13 protein-coding genes are annotated in these 17,616 nt (G+C 46.6%); 8 read left to right on the top strand and 5 right to left on the bottom strand.

The window, feature by feature from the left end; translation table 11 throughout:
* Positions 1-171 precede the first annotated feature (171 nt).
* The 4 genes from L5M28_RS06215 to L5M28_RS06200 all read left to right on the top strand — a co-directional run bounded on the left by L5M28_RS06215 (position 172) and on the right by L5M28_RS06200 (position 5,022).
* Positions 172-1,389, top strand: a complete 1,218-nt coding sequence (locus tag L5M28_RS06215; protein WP_105250267.1) for an aspartate aminotransferase family protein — start codon at positions 172-174, stop codon at positions 1,387-1,389.
* Between the two features lie 127 nt (positions 1,390-1,516).
* Positions 1,517-2,536: an arginine N-succinyltransferase gene (astA, locus tag L5M28_RS06210; RefSeq protein WP_105250266.1), complete on the top strand. Its 1,020-nt coding sequence runs from the start codon at positions 1,517-1,519 to the stop codon at positions 2,534-2,536.
* A gap of 9 nt (positions 2,537-2,545) precedes the next feature.
* Entirely contained in the window at positions 2,546-4,006 is a 1,461-nt protein-coding gene (gene astD, locus L5M28_RS06205) for a succinylglutamate-semialdehyde dehydrogenase (RefSeq protein WP_263202769.1), read from the top strand.
* Positions 4,007-4,215: 209 nt separating this feature from the next.
* A complete protein-coding gene (locus L5M28_RS06200; protein WP_263202767.1) occupies positions 4,216-5,022 on the top strand; it encodes a DUF1338 domain-containing protein in 807 nt (268 codons plus the stop codon).
* Between the two features lie 102 nt (positions 5,023-5,124).
* On the opposite strand, the gene L5M28_RS06195 is transcribed toward L5M28_RS06200, so the two are convergent.
* From L5M28_RS06195 to crp, 4 genes are all read right to left on the bottom strand, one after another.
* Positions 5,125-6,453 (bottom strand): ATP-binding protein, encoded by a 1,329-nt coding sequence (locus L5M28_RS06195; RefSeq protein WP_113939137.1) that lies wholly within the window; start codon positions 6,451-6,453, stop codon positions 5,125-5,127.
* The gene (locus tag L5M28_RS06190; protein WP_263202766.1) at positions 6,450-7,124 is read right to left on the bottom strand and encodes a response regulator transcription factor; all 675 of its coding nucleotides are present in this window, start codon (positions 7,122-7,124) and stop codon (positions 6,450-6,452) included. The genes L5M28_RS06195 and L5M28_RS06190 overlap by 4 nt, the downstream gene beginning before the upstream one ends.
* Positions 7,105-7,452 carry a PepSY domain-containing protein gene (locus L5M28_RS06185; RefSeq protein WP_105250261.1) on the bottom strand — a complete coding sequence of 116 codons (348 nt, stop codon included), beginning with the start codon at positions 7,450-7,452 and terminating at the stop codon, positions 7,105-7,107. The genes L5M28_RS06190 and L5M28_RS06185 overlap by 20 nt, the downstream gene beginning before the upstream one ends.
* Positions 7,453-7,534: 82 nt before the next feature.
* Positions 7,535-8,170: a cAMP-activated global transcriptional regulator CRP gene (crp, locus tag L5M28_RS06180; RefSeq protein ID WP_006080082.1), complete on the bottom strand. Its 636-nt coding sequence runs from the start codon at positions 8,168-8,170 to the stop codon at positions 7,535-7,537.
* Between the two features lie 430 nt (positions 8,171-8,600).
* Here crp and L5M28_RS06175 point away from each other — a divergent pair, with 430 nt between their 5' ends.
* The gene (locus L5M28_RS06175; protein WP_105250260.1) at positions 8,601-9,380 is read left to right on the top strand and encodes a tetratricopeptide repeat protein; all 780 of its coding nucleotides are present in this window, start codon (positions 8,601-8,603) and stop codon (positions 9,378-9,380) included.
* A gap of 107 nt (positions 9,381-9,487) precedes the next feature.
* Here the strand turns inward: L5M28_RS06175 and thpR are convergent, their stop codons facing one another.
* On the bottom strand, positions 9,488-10,039 hold the full coding sequence (gene thpR, locus L5M28_RS06170) for an RNA 2',3'-cyclic phosphodiesterase (RefSeq protein WP_263202765.1): 552 nt from the start codon (positions 10,037-10,039) through the stop codon (positions 9,488-9,490).
* A 199-nt stretch (positions 10,040-10,238) separates the two neighbouring features.
* Between thpR and L5M28_RS06165 the strand changes: the two genes are divergently transcribed.
* The 3 genes from L5M28_RS06165 to mrcB all read left to right on the top strand — a co-directional run bounded on the left by L5M28_RS06165 (position 10,239) and on the right by mrcB (position 17,545).
* Entirely contained in the window at positions 10,239-12,458 is a 2,220-nt protein-coding gene (locus L5M28_RS06165) for a putative bifunctional diguanylate cyclase/phosphodiesterase (protein WP_263202763.1), read from the top strand.
* 103 nt (positions 12,459-12,561) lie between these two features.
* Positions 12,562-15,135, top strand: a complete 2,574-nt coding sequence (hrpB, locus tag L5M28_RS06160) for an ATP-dependent helicase HrpB (protein WP_263202761.1) — start codon at positions 12,562-12,564, stop codon at positions 15,133-15,135.
* A gap of 91 nt (positions 15,136-15,226) precedes the next feature.
* On the top strand, positions 15,227-17,545 hold the full coding sequence (mrcB, locus tag L5M28_RS06155; RefSeq protein WP_173248724.1) for a penicillin-binding protein 1B: 2,319 nt from the start codon (positions 15,227-15,229) through the stop codon (positions 17,543-17,545).
* The last annotated feature ends 71 nt before the right edge of the window (positions 17,546-17,616 follow it).

Genomic DNA, 17,616 nt, shown 5'->3' with positions numbered 1-17,616 from the left:
TGGAAGTGCGTGGATTGATGTTTGTGAAAAACTGGTATTTTGATCACATTTTCGCTAATAATGGTTATTAATAGACACAAGCAATCCCAGTATCACTAACTCTAGATAAAGATACCTATGGGACTCTGACGGTGCAAGGCGCCGTTAAACAAACACAAAGGACGAAGAAGAATGAGCGTTGATATGAAGTTGGACCGTGCCCAGTTTGACGCAGTGATGGTGCCTAATTATGCGCCTGCTGCCGTGATCCCTGTTCGTGGCGAAGGAAGCCGAGTTTGGGACCAAGAGGGTAACGAGTTTATCGATTTTGCTGGCGGTATTGCGGTAAATTGCTTAGGTCACTGTCATCCAGCCCTTGTGAATGCCCTTAAGACACAAGGTGAAAAATTATGGCATCTGTCAAACGTAATGACGAATGAGCCTGCCTTAGCATTAGCGACTAAATTAGTTAATAGCACGTTTGCCGACAAAGTGTATTTTGCCAACTCTGGCGCCGAAGCCAACGAAGCCGCATTAAAACTTGCCCGTCGTTATGCCTTAGAAAAACATGGCGTTGAGAAAGATGAAATCATAGCGTTCGATAAAGCTTTCCACGGACGTACATTCTTCACCGTCAGTGTCGGTGGACAAGCTGCCTATTCCGATGGTTTTGGTCCTAAGCCGCAGAGCATTACTCACCTGCCATTTAACGATGTTGCCGCCTTAGAAGCCGCAGTAACCGATAAGACTTGCGCCATCATGCTTGAGCCGCTGCAAGGCGAGGGCGGTATTATCGATGCCGATCCTGCATTCCTAAAAGCCGTGCGTGAATTGGCTAATAAGCACAATGCACTAGTGATTTTTGATGAAGTCCAAACGGGTGTGGGCCGTACTGGTGAACTTTACGCTTACATGGGTACTGAAATCGTGCCTGACATCTTAACCACAGCTAAAGCGCTCGGTGGTGGTTTCCCTATCGCAGCTATGCTGACAACGGCTGAGATTGCCGAGCATTTAAAAGTGGGCACTCACGGTTCTACCTACGGTGGTAACCCATTAGCCTGCGCTATCGGTAATGCTGTGTTAGATGTAGTGAACACACCTGAAGTGTTAGATGGCGTAAAACATCGCGAGCAGTTATTGCGTGATGGTTTGAACAAAATCAATGAAAAATATCATGTTTTTTCAGAAGTCCGCGGTAAAGGTTTACTCTTAGGGGCCGTTCTTAATGAACAATACCAAGGTCGTTCACGCGACTTTTTGGTGGCCTCTGTCGCTGAAGGCTTAATGAGCCTGATGGCGGGTGCTAACGTGGTGCGTTTTGCTCCTTCTCTGGTGATCCCTGAGGCAGATATTGCTGAAGGTCTAGCTCGTTTTGAACGTGCTGTGGCGAGCATAGCTGCCGCCTAAATGACCAAAGGAGTGCTGAATTTATTCGCACTCCTTTTTTGTCAGGGAATACTTACCTGCATCACTGCCTGTCTTTTTAAAGAGAGGTGCCTTGATGCACGGTAAGCCAAAGTGAGGAGACACTAAGATGTTAATCATACGTCCTATTCAGGCTGGTGATTTTGAGGCCTTATATCAAATTGCCGAAGAGTCTGGTCATGGTTTTACGTCATTACCTGTGAATGCGGATCTGCTCAGACATAAAATTGCTCGAGCAGAAGCCTCATTCGTCAAAGCCGTAGAGACTCCCTTCGATGAAGGTTATCTGATGGTGCTGGAAGATACCGATACCCGTGAAGTGGTGGGAACGTGCGCCATCGAAGCGGCGGTGGGAATGGAAGATGCGTTCTACCATTATCGACTCGGTACCGAAGTCTATCATTCCGAACAAATTGATGTGCGTAACGAGGTCGAAACACTCACCCTTTGCCATGACTACACTGGCGCTGCTGAGATGTGTACGCTGTTTTTGCGTGAAGCATATCGCAAGGGCAACAATGGCCGCATGTTATCCCGCAGTCGCTTTCTGTTTTTAGCTCAACATGCGAAGCGTTTTGGCGAAACTGTGATTGCCGAAATGCGCGGTGTAAGCGACGCTGAGGGGCATTCACCTTTTTATGGTTGGTTGCAAAAACACTTTTTGGGCATAGATTTTATTCAGGCGGATTATCTTTCTGGCTTAGGTAAAAAGGCATTTATGGCCGAAATGATGCCACGAAATCCTGTCTACGTATGTCTGTTGCCGGAAGAAGCGCAGAAAGTGATTGGCGAAGTGCATACCAATACCCGTCCGGCATTAAGTCTGCTGCAGGCCGAAGGTTTTAGATGCCGCGGTTATGTGGATATTTTTGATGGTGGTCCAACTGTTGAGTGTCGTTTATCGGACATTCGCGGCGTGCGTGAAAGTCGTTTATTGACCGTCGATATTGGTGACATGGTCGAAGCCGACACTCAATTTATTATCTCAAATACCCAATTAGCCAATTACCGAGCGACGTCTGCCGCACTGGCCGTGGACGACAAATCCGAACATATCATCATTAGCCCTGAGCTGGCAGCGGGTTTGTTACTCGCAAAAGGCGATCAAATCCGTATTTTGGCAATGTAGGAATAACCAATGACACATTATATTCAAGGCCAGTGGCATGCTGGCAAAGGTCATGACGTGACCTCAATTAACCCTGCCAATGCACAATCTATTTGGACCGGTAAAACGGCCACTGCAGAACAAGTTAATGCCGCCGTTGATGCCGCGCGCGCCGCACAGTTTGATTGGTTTATGTTAGGTTTCGATGAGCGTTTAGCCATAGTTGAAGCGTATCGCAGCCAACTCGAAGCCAATAAAGCGGAACTGGCTGAAACGATTGCCCAAGAAACCGGTAAACCTCAGTGGGAAACCGCGACTGAAGTCGGCGCTATGATAGGCAAAATTGCTTTATCGGCTGCGGCTTACAATAAACGTACGGGCACTGAAGCCAACGATACGCCAGCAGGGCGTGCGGTTATCCGCCATAAGCCCCACGGTGTTGTGGCGGTGTTCGGTCCTTACAACTTCCCTGGTCATTTGCCGAACGGCCACATAGTCCCTGCGCTGCTGGCTGGGAATACCGTGATTTTCAAACCTTCAGAGCTCACGCCTAAAGTCGCCGAGTTGATGGTCAGCCTATGGGATAAAGCGGGTCTGCCAGCTGGCGTACTTAACTTAGTCCAAGGTGAGGTTGATACGGGTAAAGCGCTGGCTTCACACCCGCAGCTCGATGGTCTGTTCTTTACCGGTAGCTCACGCACAGGTCATTTTTTACATCAACAATATGCCGGTCATCCGGGCAAAATTTTAGCACTTGAGATGGGAGGCAATAACCCACTGATCATCAAAGGTGTGCAGGATATTAAGGCCGCAGTGCACGATATTTTGCAGTCGGCTTATATTTCATCTGGCCAACGTTGTACTTGTGCGCGCCGTTTATATGTCGAGCAAGGCGAGCAGGGCGATGCGCTGATTGCCATGTTAGTCGATGCGGTTAAACAGATTAAAGTCGGTCCTTGGAATGTGCAGCCACAACCTTTTATGGGCTCAATGATTTCTGAAACTGCCGCCAAAGGTATGGTTGCGGCGCAGGCGAATTTGCTGAACTTAGGCGGTGTGTCTTTGGTCGAGTTGACCCATCTAGAAGCGGGTACAGGCTTAGTGTCTCCTGGCCTTATCGATGTGACAGCGATCGATGCATTGCCGGATGAAGAATACTTTGGACCTCTACTGCAGCTAGTGCGTTACAGTGATTTCGATCAAGCGATCAAATTGGCTAACCAAACGCGTTACGGCTTGTCTGCGGGATTACTTGCCGATAGCCGTGAAGATTATGACTATTTCCTCGCGCGTATTCGTGCTGGCATTGTTAACTGGAACAAACAAATCACTGGCGCATCTGGCGCGGCACCTTTTGGTGGTGTTGGGGCTTCGGGTAACCACAGAGCGAGTGCTTTCTATGCCGCCGATTACTGTGCTTATCCGGTCGCTTCTGTCGAGGCTGATGCCGTGAGTTTACCCGCGACATTAAGCCCAGGTTTGAGCTTGTAAGCGGGTAGAGATTTGACTTTTATGTGGTAAAGAATATGTGGGCAAGAGGAGGAAGGACTAATGTTCTTCCTTTTTAATAACAAGCAGTAACGTTACTTGAGTTTCTACTGTGGGTATGTGTGACGCTGCAACAGTGGCATTTAGGTCGTTACATTTAGTGTTTGCGGCAAAATAACAGCAATAACCGCAGCACAATAAAAGGAGTTTTTATGCATACCGACATCAACGCGTTATTTGCCGCTCTGTGGCAAGACTATATTCAAATGACCCCTTCTGCGGCAAAAGTGCACGCTTTGTTGGGTCATGGTAAGCCGATCATCAACGACCATATTGCCCTGCGTACTTTCAATATCGCTAAGGTGAATTTGGATGTGCTGGCTAAGCATTTCACTTCGTTAGGTTATGTACCTTGCGGTGATTATAAGTTTGAACAGAAAAAACTGATCGCTAAGCATTTTGAACATCCAGACTCGACTCAGCCTAAAGTGTTTATCTCTGAGCTGTTGGTTGAAGAGTTTAGCCCTGCACTGCAAAAAACTATTCAAGGCTTAATCGCCCAAGTGGATGCAGCAGCAGCGACAACGGCGGACAACTTTATTTACTCAGGCCGTCATTGGTCTTTAGATGCTAAAACCTATCAGGACTTATTAACTGAGAGTGAATACGCAGCTTGGGTAGCGGCTTTTGGTTATCGCGCTAACCATTTCACTGTGTCTATCAATCACCTCGACGGTTTTGAGACTTTAGAGTCAGTGAATGAAGCACTGAAGCAAGCGGGCTTTGTGCTCAATAGTTCAGGTGGTGAGATCAAAGGTTCGCCAGAAGTATTATTAGAACAATCGTCGACTATGGCCGATAAAATTGGTGTTGAATTTACTGACGCGACAGTGGAAATCCCAAGCTGTTTCTATGAGTTTGCGCTACGTTATCCTATGGCTAATGGCGAGCTCTACACAGGCTTTGTGGCGGCGTCTGCCGACAAGATTTTTGAAAGCACCAATGTGAATAAAGCCTAACGTCCTCAAATTGCTTTCTGCATAAAAAAAACGCCATCAATTCGATGGCGTTTTTTATGGATATTTCAAACAAGGCATTTAATACGATTGGCATAGCCTGGGCTAGCTAAAGGTCAGCTCGATCCTCAATCCACCTAAGCGAGTGCTGTGATTAAACTGCAGTTCAATCTCGTATTGCTCGGCAATTTCTTTCACTATTGATAATCCTAAACCGTGACCCATCACTGACTCATCAAGCCTTGTTCCTCTTTGTGTGAGCTTATCTAGCTCATCATCAGCAACCCCTGGACCATCATCATCAATACAAAGGCAGAGACGCTCTTGCTGACGCGATAGCTGAATGCTGACTCGGCTCTGGGCCCATTTAAAGGCGTTGTCTAGCAGGTTGCCTAAGAGCTCCATGCCATCTTCTCTGTGAATAGGCAGTCTGAGAATATTGGGATCGAGTTCGAAATTGCATTCAATGGATTTATTGCGGTGAACCTTATTTAGCGTGTTGGCTAGGCTATGTAAATCCCTAGGGATAACCAATTGCGCTGCGGGGAGCATGTCGCCAGTGATCCTCGCCGCAGCCAGTTTACGCTCGACCATCTTGTGAATCGAATCAAGTTGCTGCTGCAGGGCAATGGCAGTTTCAGGATCTTTGAGGCCAAGAGCTTCAACCTGTTGCTGCATCACGGCAAGTGGCGTTTTGAGCCCATGGCTCAAATTACCTAAGTTATTGCGGCTACGTTCAATTTGCTTGGCTGTGTACTCAAGTAGTTCATTATAGGTTTTTGCTAATGGTTGTACTTCGGGGGGAATATTATTGAGCTCAAGCGCGTTAATTTCCCCTTGTCTTAGCCGAGAAAGTGCGTGCTGTATGTGCTTAACTGGCTTAAAGGATTGACGTAGGATCAAGAATATCCCCGCGATCATAGCAACTAACATCGCCAGATTGACACCAAGCTTAGTGCCATAAACCTCGCTAAACACACGTCTACCGATACTCAAATCTTGCGCAACGGTTAAGGTGGCGCTGACATTGGCACTGCTGGAATTTAATCCCAGTGATAACAACTGCATATCGTTATTTTTTGGCCCTTTAGCTTGCCAGACGCGGGTTTGATTCGGTGCCAGTGGCTCGATATCTAACTGCATATCCCACAGGGAGCGTGAGCGAATCACTTCATTTGGCAGGTTAAGCTGAAAATAACGGCCTGAATAGGCGGGCTTGTAGAAACTGGAAAGCTGGCTTTGATCTATGCTGATCTCCCCATCGTGGATATGGGTTGCCAGCATGATATGTTCGAGATCTTCTTCTAAGCGATTGATAATAGAGTCGTGGAAGGCCTGACGTAGCATGGACTCAAACAGTATCAGTCCAATCACAGTACCTAACACGAGTAAGCCAGTTAACCATAAACTGAGCTTAGTGCGGATCGAGATCATTCAATAATGCCGTGGAAGATGTAACCTTGGCCGCGACGGGTTTCGATCGTGGTTTTACCCAGTTTCTTGCGTAGATGGGTGACATACACCTCGACCACATTACTCTCTTTTTCATCGTCAAACTGATAGAGCTTATCGGTTAGCTGCGTCTTAGATAGCAGCTTCTTAGGTGACATGAGGAAGATTTTTAACAGCCTGAATTCCATTGCTGTGAGTTCATACAGATGCTCGGCCACTTTTACCGTTTGCTCTGCTTCATCTAAAACCACGCCACCATAACTCAATTGTTTACTTGAGGTGTTTAGACGACCATGTGCACGGTGGATTAAAGCTTGGATTCGGGCCAATAATTCCTGGGCGTGGAAAGGTTTACCTAAGTAATCGTCGGCGCCAGCATTAAAACCTTCTACTTTTTCATGCCATTGGCTGCGGGCCGTCAGCATGATGACTGGAGTGCTGATCCCTTGATTTCGCCAGCCTTCGAGCAGTTCGAGGCCGTTGCCATCGGGCAAACCTATGTCTAAGATTACGCAATCGTATTGGGTTTCTTTGATCAGATAATCGGCTTCAAGCGCTTTGTCTGTAATATCGGTTACATAGCCAGCGAGTTTGAGTTGTTTCTCCAGCTCGGTGACTAGCATTGGGTTATCTTCAACGAGTAACAGTTTCATGTTTTCGACATTCGCTCGGTAGTGCTATTGATTGATCGGCTTGACCATTTGTTGCATCAATACTGAGATTAACGATTTGGCCACGCTGAACTTTGATTTGCAAATCATAGCGCCATTTATGATCTTCTTGATAGAGATGAGCATCAATTAGTTCACCTTGGCAAAATTGGTTTACTACGGCGAGTGTACCGTTTAAGGACAATATTTGCCCAGAGTTAACTAACGCCTTGGCTTGATAATGTTCTAATTCAATAGGTTCGGCATGCAAGATTATTGGATGCACCAGCGTGAATAGGCTGAAAAAACAGATTAAAAACAGCCGTTTCATTTGAGCTCCCCAATAAAAAATGGCCTAGAATTTATTCTAGGCCACTTTAATAAGGCAGGCTTAAATCAAGCTGAAGACTAACTTAACGGGTACCGTATACCACGATTGTCTTACCATGAGCTTGGATCAAATTCTGTTCTTCTAACATCTTCAAGATACGACCCACAGTTTCCCGTGAACAGCCAACGATTTGGCCTATCTCTTGACGAGTGATCTTAATCTGCATGCCATCAGGGTGTGTCATAGCATCAGGTTGTTTAGCCAGATGCAATAGAGTTTGAGCAATACGGCCTGCAACGTCTAAAAATGCAAGGTTACCCACTTTCTGGCTGGTACTTTGTAGGCGATAGGCCATTTGTGCAGACAGCTTCATCAGAATTTCAGGGTTAACTTGAATTAACTGTCTGAATTTCTTATATGAAATCTCAGCGATTTCACAAGCTTGCTTAGCACGAACCCAAGCGGTACGTTCGGCTTGTTCTTCAAACAAACCTAGTTCACCGATAAAGTCACCTTGATTCAGATAAGAAAGGATCATCTCCTTACCTTCTTCATCTTTAATCAATACCGCTACAGAACCTTTTACTATGTAATAAAGGGTATCTGAGTCTTCACCAGCATGGATAAGAGTGCTCTTTGCAGGGTACTTATGAATGTGACAGTGTGATAAAAACCATTCCAAAGTTGGATCAGGTTTTGGTTTACCAATCAGTGCCATGTGGTGTTCCTCGATTGATTAAAACGAAAGTAAGAATATGCTAATTAAACATTTTACGTCAATTAAACTTACAAAAACTTGATGGAAGTCTTAGTTTAGAATAAGTGAATAAATGCAATTAAACATCTAAAATTAGAGCTTATTTTGCTACTTTAGTGATTTAAGTCAACTAAATCGGTATGAAACTCGCTGGATTCACTTAACTCTGTCGAGTTAATCACATCTTACCAGTCTATTTCAGCAGTTTTATTATAGATTATGAATAAAATATGCCACTAAATTACACAATAACATGTTTCACTTTTTAAATTTGACATTCCATTTGGCTTAGTTTCCCCCATTATCCTGAGGTTTGTGTGTATTTAGGCTCGACTTATGGGGTTAATTCTGGCTAACTTTGAGGGCAGTTGTTTTTAAGAGAGGTAAGCAAGTGAAATACAGATTATGGGTTTTAGGTGCAGGTTTAAGCTTAACAATTGGGCTGAGCTCTGCGGCGCACGCATTTTCTATCCCGCAGCCAGCAGCTGAACTTGCGGCCAGTAAGTTTGTGCATATTCAAGTGACGGCAGAGCAAGGTGATGCCGATGCTCAATTTTTGCTGGGATTAATGTATCTCTCTGGACGTTTTGTGTCGCAAGAAGTGCCGACTGGATTGCACTGGATCTCACTTGCCGCCGAACAACAACATGAAAAAGCGCAGCAAACCTTAGCGGATCTGTCATTTGAAGGCCAATTGATCAAGCGTGACTTGTCAGTTGCTGAGCATTGGTATAAAGCGTTGAGTGAGCAGGGCAGTCGTTGGGCTCAATTCCGTTTAGGCTTTATTTATGCATCTGGCGGTGACGGTGTGCAGCGCAACTGCGGTAAAGCGGTCGAGCAATTTTCCCAAGTGGGTGATGATGTTGCTTTGGGCAATGTGGCGTGGATTTTAGCAACTTGTCCCGAAGCAGAATATCGTGATGGCAATAAAGCGGTCGAGTTGTCCTTAAAATTACTCAAAGTGAATGAAAACGATCCTACAAATCTTGATAATTTAGCCGCGGCTTATGCGGAGTTAGGCGATTTTGGTGCTGCTATTTCGACGCAGCAGAAAGCGATCGAAGCGTTGAAAATGAATGCTGAAATGACTAAGACTGATGAGTTTATGCTGCGGTTACAAACCTACGAGCAAAAGCGTGCCTATCGCGAAACCTTACGTTTACTCGAATAGGTATTTCTTCATCATCGCTCTCTAGTTAACTGCTATTTTTATTTTAGTATTGATTCATAAGTTTAAAAATAAAGCCTGAGTGGATACTCGGGCTTTTTGTTTTTGATTTAAGGCTCACCGAGCGCCCAAGAATCTAGGATGTGATATTCGACACCCGTGCTTGTGCTTTTTGAATGGTATAAATGCAAATTATCGGGCGTTAACGTCAGCGTATTCATACCTTTGAGTTGCAATAAAGCCGACTCATCTAGTGTCCATTGTTTTGCTTTTCTAAATAAACTGATGTGCGGGCAAAAGCTGTGCTCATTCCGATGCAATTGCAGTCGGTCGGCAATTTCTTGCGTCTGTTTAGCTAATTGCGCTAACGGCGGCTCAACGTCATCGCCTTTCAAGCAACAAACTTGGGCATTGGGCCATAAGTCGAGCTGGTTAAGCTGAGTGTTGAATCTAGGCTTAGCTAAGCGGTCAATTGCATCAAGGAGGGCGATGCGTTGCCCGTCGTCCACTTGTCCTAAAAAGCAGAGCGTTAAATGCATATTACTGACGCTAACCGCTTTCGCCTCCGGATTGAGGTGGCAAATCAGTTGCTGCTGTAAATCACTCAGCCTTGTCATTTGTGCAGCGGTAGGCGCGAAGCCGAGAAATAGCCTTTGTTGCATCGGTTTATCGTCCTTTGTGGCGTTCAACACGGATTATCTCTGGGAACACTTTGACGTTTAGCGTCTTTGAGCGTTAATCTAGCTGTTGAATTTATCAGCTAATTTGTGACTCAAGCAGACGTTTAATTCACTGTGAGCCTATACTTAATGCACGTCGATAATACCTTAAATGGATTTTTAGGTAAGGAAGAGACTTTTCATGTCAGTAGGTTTAGCTAATCCACTCCAACAGGCTTTGGTCAGTATTTTTAGTGAATCCCCGCTAGAAACCTTAGAGCAGAATGTTGACAGAGCGCTTGAGACTATTACTTTGCAACTGCATTGTGACGGGGTATTTGTATTAACCGGAAGCCAGTCACTGGATCGTTTACGCACGCGTAATCTGTATTTAAAACCTCAATTTGCCCAAGGCCAACAGACACGAGTCTGGCCCTTGGCACGAATGCCATTTTTTCGCTCTCTTGTCCGTACTCCGCGTCTATTAAATCTGGCTGATGTGAATACCTTGCCTGCCGATGCTCAGGCTGAGCGAGCTTTATTAAGGGATTGGGACGTCAAGAGTCTATTAGTATTGCCGCCAGTCGTGTTTGGCGAAACCCGTATTGCGCTGGGCGCGGTGAATTGCTCAGAATGTTGTGAATGGAGCGAAGAGTTTATAAGTGAGTTTAATCACGCCGCTGTGATGATTGGCTCTGCGATGGAATTGACGCGTATTGCTTTAAGCATGCTTGCCAGTGAACATAAATATTGTGAAGTATTCAACCAGTTGCCCTTATCTTGCGCCTTGTTAGATAAGCATGATCAATTGACTATGCTGAATAAAGTCGCTCTGCAAACCCTGCCAATTCAACATGGCTATGATTTATTCGACATGGTGCGTGAGGAAGAGCACGCCATGCTAACCGATACCTTACATGTGGTACGAGAAGGCGTGCTCGGCCAAGCTTGGTGTGAATTACCTTTAAAATCAATTCATCAATTAACTTGGTTAAAACTGAGTTTTAGCCAGATTAGCGGCGATAAAGATACTTTAGTCATGATTGCCGAAGATGTCAGTGAAAAGTACCGCTTAGCCGATGAGTTATCCTTCCATGCCAATTATGATGCACTGACGGGTTTACCTAATCGGCTACATTTTGAAGCTCTATTAGAAAACCTACTACACGCCCACGACGATATGCCTATTTGCGTGGCGTTTCTCGATTTAGACCAATTCCAAGTCATTAACAATATCAGTGGCCACCAGGCGGGCGATAAACTGCTTTGCCAAGTCGCATTACGTTTGAAACAGCTCGTACGTAAAGGCGATATTGTTGCCCGTTTAGGGGGCGATGAGTTTGGTATCCTGATGCATTACTGCAATGTGGATTCTGCGAAACAGATTGCTAAGCGGATTTGTACCCAGTTAGCAAATCATGAGTTTATTTGGGAAAGTCGTAGTCACAATGTCAGTGTTAGTATGGGGATTGCTAGGCTAGATAAAAAATCTGCCGATATTTATACCGTCATGAGTCAAGCTGACGCTGCTTGTCGATTAGCGAAGGATCAAGGCCGAAATGGCTGGCATTTATACAGTGCGAGCGATCCTAAAATGAACCGTCTCTACACCGAGATGATGGCCTCTGTTGATATCGTCGGCGCACTCGCGTTAAACCAATTCGAGCTTTATTTTCAAAGCATAGTGCCGTTAAACCGCGAGGAAACTGGCTTACATTTAGAGATCCTACTGCGTATGGTGCAGACTAACGGCACTATAGTGTCTCCTGCTATCTTCTTACCCGCCGCCGAGCGATACAACTTGGCTTCTAAGATTGATCTTTGGGTGATCGATAATTTGCTCAAGTGGGGTGGTAGTCATTTAGATATTTGGCAGCAATTGGATCTTGTGTCTGTGAATCTGTCGGCAACCTCTTTGGGCGATCATGAGTTTATGAATTGGCTAGAAATGCGTTTGATGGCCGAACCTGAGCTGGTGGATAAGCTTTGCATCGAGATCACAGAAACCGCGGCTGTGAGTCAGCTTGATCAAGCGACAAAGTTACTCGAGATACTTCGTCCACTCAATTGTAAATTAGCCCTCGATGATTTTGGTGCAGGCTTTTCTAGCTTTGCTTACCTTAAGCGCCTCAATGTGGATTTTGTAAAGGTTGATGGCCAATTTGTCGTCAATATTTGCGAAGACTCTGCGGATCAGGCGATCGTAAAATCCATCTGCCAACTTGGTCAAGATATGGGGTTTGATGTGGTTGCTGAATTTGTCGAATCCCAAGAAATAGGTTGGAAATTGCAAGCCTTAGGCGTCGACTATGCTCAAGGTTACGCCATCAATAAACCGATACGCTTAGCTGAACTACAGTCAGGGCTCAGTCAACCTTGGCTCGAAAAGCGTGAGATTTTTGCTCCCTATCCACAGCTGTAATCTTGGGCATGGCAGCCTTGAGCTGTTACTTATGTCAGCACTGACTTGATAATGTTTGCTGCGAAATGGTACTCAAAGCCGATTGTTAGTACACTGACGCCCTGTGTTGGCCGCTGATGTCTTTTTCTTGAACTCTCTACCTATTCATAGCTTATTAGCTCCGCTGCGCGCGGCTTTTTCTCGTCACGCCCAAGTGATCCTCGAGGCACCGACAGGTGCGGGTAAATCAACGGCGTTACCTTTGGCTATGTTGGATTGGCCTGAAATCAGCGGACGCATTTTAATGCTCGAACCGCGGCGTGTCGCGGCGCGTAGTGTGGCGCACTATATTGCCAGCTGTCGCCAGCAAAAGGTGGGGCAAGAAGTCGGCTATCGCGTCCGCGGTGAAGCTAAAATCAGCGCCAATACCCGTTTAGAAATTGTCACCGAAGGCATACTGACGCGAATGATCCAACAAGATCCCGAGTTAACTGGGATTGGAATGATCATCTTCGATGAAATTCATGAACGTCACCTCACCACAGATTTAGGTCTTGCCCTAGCGCTCGAAGTGCAAGCTTCACTGCGGGACGATTTAAAGATATTAGCTATGTCAGCGACTCTATCTGGTCTTGCCTTAGCTGAACTCATGCCAGAAGCGGTGACCTTGCACAGCGAAGGCCGGAGTTTTCCTGTCGACATCGAATATCGCCCTGTGCCAACTCAGCAGCATTGGATCGATCACCTCGGCCGCTGCGTGCTCGAACTGGTCTCGGCCAGCAGCAGTGCCAGTGTTGATAAAACGGCTGCCAATAATGCCGTGCTCGTGTTTTTACCCGGTAAAGGGGAGATCTTACGATTACAGCAGTTTTTGCGCGAGCGCTTAGCGGACGATGCTTTTTTGATTTGCCCTCTTTATGGTGAACTTTCAGGTGCCGAGCAAGATAGCGCGATCGCTGCAACTATAGATGGCAGGCGCAAAATCGTGCTAGCGACTAACGTGGCGGAATCGAGTTTAACCATTGAAGGTATAGGGTTTGTTATCGACAGTGGCTATAAACGACAAGCGAGTTTTAACCCTAAAACCGGTGTCACCCGCTTAGGTTTGAAACGTATTAGCCAAGCCTCCGCAACCCAGCGCAGTGGCCGCGCCGGACGTTTATCAGCGGGTGTGTGTGTTCGCCTGTGGAGCCAAGAAGAACATGGCCGCATGCTCAGGGCCGATGAACCCGAGATCAGCCAAGCGGATCTGGTGGCTATGGCCCACGATTGTGCTTACTGGGGCGCAAAATCCTTTAGCGACTTGATGTTGTTAACGCCGCCGCCAAGTGTGCATGAGGCGTTGGCGTGGAAACTGTTACAAGATTTAGGTATGGTCGATACTCAAAATAAACTCACTCCCCACGGTAAAGCGGCCTACGAGCTAGGGTGTCACCCAAGGCTTGCTCATATGTTATTGGGCGCAAAAAGTTTGGGTGCAAACAATGGGGGAGTCAATAATGCTAACGAACAAGCAACGCAATTGGGCAGTTTGGCCTGCTTGTTGTCGGGGGTTTTAGAGGCGCGCGGTTTGCCTAAAAAGGGCGCCGATATCATGAATTACCTGCACTTTGCCTGTCATGGACAAGCTGGGCAACAAGCAAAACAGTGGCAGAAAAAGCTAGGATTAGCGGCGGATTTGTCTAAGATAGCGACCCATGCACACCACAGCGATGTGGGGTTATTATTAGCACTTGCGTATCCGGATCGTATCGCTAAAGCCCGCGGTGTTGAGGGCTACCAATTAGCCAATGGTACTGGCGTCGTGCTCGCAGCCGATGATGCATTGGCGCAAACGCCGTGGATGGTGGTGGCGGATTTTCAAGAAACTGAAGGCCGAAACGCTGGGCGGATTTACTTAGCGAGTCAGCTTCAGCCAAGCTTGTTCGACGGCGAGCTAAAAGGTTTGCTGGACATTCATGAGATCTGTGGCTGGGATGAAGCTAAAGGTCGAGTGATTGCGCAGCGCCAATACAAGGTCGGACAAATTTTAGTGAAAACTGAGACGATTGCTAAGCCTGAACGTAAGCAAATTGTCGCGGCCTTACTGGGCTATATTCGCCAGCAAGGATTACAAATCCTTAATTGGAACGCTAACTTAGAACAGTTTCAACACAGGCTCAAACTGGCAACTGAGTTCGACGCGGGCAGTGACTGGCCCAAGGTTGATGATGAAGCATTATTAGCGAGCCTAGAAACTTGGCTGGCGCCTTACCTCGAAAATGTGAATAATCTGCCGCAATTAGTTAAGCTTGATTGCTTTGGTTTTGTGGCAAACTGTTTGAGCTGGCAGCAGAAACAGCGACTTGACGAGTTATTGCCAACTTCCTGGCCGTTAGTCACCGGTACCTCTGCGCCAATAGTATACGACGAGTCTGGACGTGTGCTGCTGCGTGTACGTCTGCAAGAAACCTTTGGCATGGCGCAGAGTCCTATGTTGGCGCAGGGCAAGCTAAAGGTGACGATGGAATTACTCTCTCCGGCCCAGCGCCCATTGGCTTTGACGGCGGATTTAGCCAGTTTTTGGCAGGGACCTTATGTGGAAGTTAAGAAGGAAATGCGCGGTCGATATCCAAAACATCTGTGGCCAGACGATCCTGTGAATACACTGCCGACAAAATTTACCAAGAAGAAAACCTTGGGTTTAGCTCAGCCCTAGCACCACGCCGCTGGTTTTATAACATTTTGTTATGAAACACTTTGATTCGCACCACGTTAGCTTTGTGCCTATGGCTGATGTCTTTAAATGCATGAATGATGAAGTAGATATGACAACTAAGACGACAAAAAAATCACCCGCTTCCCGTCGGGCTAATCATGGCCGCGGTTTATTTCGACGAATTTGGTCTATCAGTTGGAAATTAGGCTTGGCTGGATTAGCTGTAGTGACTTTTTACAGCATTTATCTTGATCAAATTATTGCGCAAAAATTTGAAGGCCAAAAATGGCATTTGCCAGCACAGGTGTTTAGTCGTTCTATGGCGCTGTACCCTGGTGCGGCAGTCAGCCATCCGCAAATGATGGCTGAGCTTAAGTTGCTCGGCTATCGCAAAGTCGCTAACCCACGCCAAGTGGGAGAGTTTTCGGCATCGAGCACTCGTATTGAATTGTGGCGTCGACCGTTTTTGCATCCTGAAGGCGATCAAGTCGAACAAAGAGTCATGATCAGCTTCGACAGCAATGGCATCAGTTCGGTCACTCGAGTCTCAGACAAGCGTCAACTCGCCGTATTCCACCTTGAGCCTGTATTGCTCGACCGTATTATTACTGGCGATGGTGAAGACAGGCTGTTTGTGCCGACCGAAGAAATGCCAAAGTCGATCGTGCAGGCGTTACTGCTGGTGGAAGATCGTAGTTTTTATGAACACCATGGTGTGAATCCATTCGCGATTGCGCGCGCGGCTTTTGTGAACATCAGCGCCGGTCGCACTGTGCAAGGTGGCTCGACGTTAACTCAGCAGTTAGCGAAAAACTTTTTCCTTTCGAGTGAGCGTTCCTTGCTGCGTAAGGTGCGCGAAGCCTTAATGGCGGTGATTATTGATTTTCGTTACAGCAAAGACGAAATCCTCGAAGCGTATCTTAACGAAGTGTATATGGGGCAGGATAAATCCCGCGCCGTCCATGGTATGGGTTTGGCCTCACGTTTCTATTTCGGCCGTCCTATCAGTGAGTTGACTATTTCCCAGCAGGCATTCTTAGTGGCTGCGATTAAGGGACCGTCTTACTACAATCCATGGAAATATCCGGATCGTATTCAAGAACGCCGTGATCTAGTATTGCGTTTGTTAATGGATGCGGGGGATTTAACCACGGCTGAGTACAAGGTGGCGGTAGAGTCACCCTTAGGGATCCGTAATCTCAATAAACCAGCACATCAAAAATTGCCTTCCTTCTTCGCCTTGGTAAAACAGGAAGTGAACGAGCGTTATGGCGATGCGCTATTGAAGCAATCTGGGGTGAAAATCTATACCACGCTCGATCCTATGGCCCAAGAAGCAGCCGAAATTGCGGTGACTCAAACCCTCAAAAGCTTAGATAAGAGCAATAAATCATTGCAGATTGGTATGGTCGTGACCGACAAATACACGGGCGGTATTGCGGCTATGGTCGGCGATAAAACCCCGGGATTTGATGGCTTTAACCGCGCGGTTGAAATTCGTCGTCCTATTGGCTCGTTAATTAAGCCTTTTGTGTATGCTACGGCTTTGGCACCTAATAGCCAATTTACCTTAGCGACCCCTCTTAAAGATCAACCTATTACCTTAAAAAGCGAGCAAGGTAAGACATGGTCACCACAAAACTTTGATAAGAAGTTCAGTGGTCAGGTGCCTTTGTTAACGGCATTGAAAAAGTCGATGAACGTACCGACGGTAAATCTTGGAATTGCTGTGGGTGTGGATGCGGTCGCCACAACATTGGCTAAATCGGGTTGGCAGGAGCCGTTAAACGAGTATCCCTCCATGTTACTCGGCGCCGTCAATGGCTCGCCATTAATGGTAGCGCAAGTGTACCAAACCTTAGCTGATAGCGGTGTTTACCGTAAGTTAACCACAGTGACCGCTGTGCTAGATTCTGATAAGAACCCATTGCCAGTGACGCGATTGCCTAAAGAGCAAGCTATAGCACCTGAGACAGATTTCTTAATTCAATTTGCTATGCAGCAAGTGGTGAATACGGGAACGGCGACGCGTTTAGGTAATGCTTTCCCTGGCGTTGGACTTGCGGGTAAGACTGGCACCAGTAACGACAGCCGCGACTCTTGGTTTGCGGGCTTTGATGAGCGTAACGTCGCCGCCATTTGGGTTGGTCGTGACGATAACGGCAAAACCAGTTTGTATGGTAGCAGTGGCGCCATGGCCGTGTATCTTGCCTTCTTAAAGGAACGTCCACCTATTAGTCTGCGCTCAATCCCTGTAAGCGGCGTAGTGAAGGGCTTTTTTGACCGAGATACAGGTGTGGCTAAGGAATCCACTTGCAGCAATGTCGATGCGCTTCCGGCATTAGCTGCGACCTATCGTCCAGTGAATAACTGCGGCGACCCTTTGCAGTGGTGGCAGAAAATTTTCTAGGTTAATAGGGTCGATAATGGGCCAATAACGCACTTATGCGTTGGATATTAAACCTTTTAGTCAGTAGAACC

It is taken from the genome of Shewanella sp. SW32, from assembly GCF_025653365.1.
In the GTDB taxonomy this organism is placed as follows: Bacteria; Pseudomonadota; Gammaproteobacteria; order Enterobacterales; family Shewanellaceae; genus Shewanella; species Shewanella oncorhynchi.
This window is presented reverse-complemented; position numbering and strand designations above follow the sequence as displayed.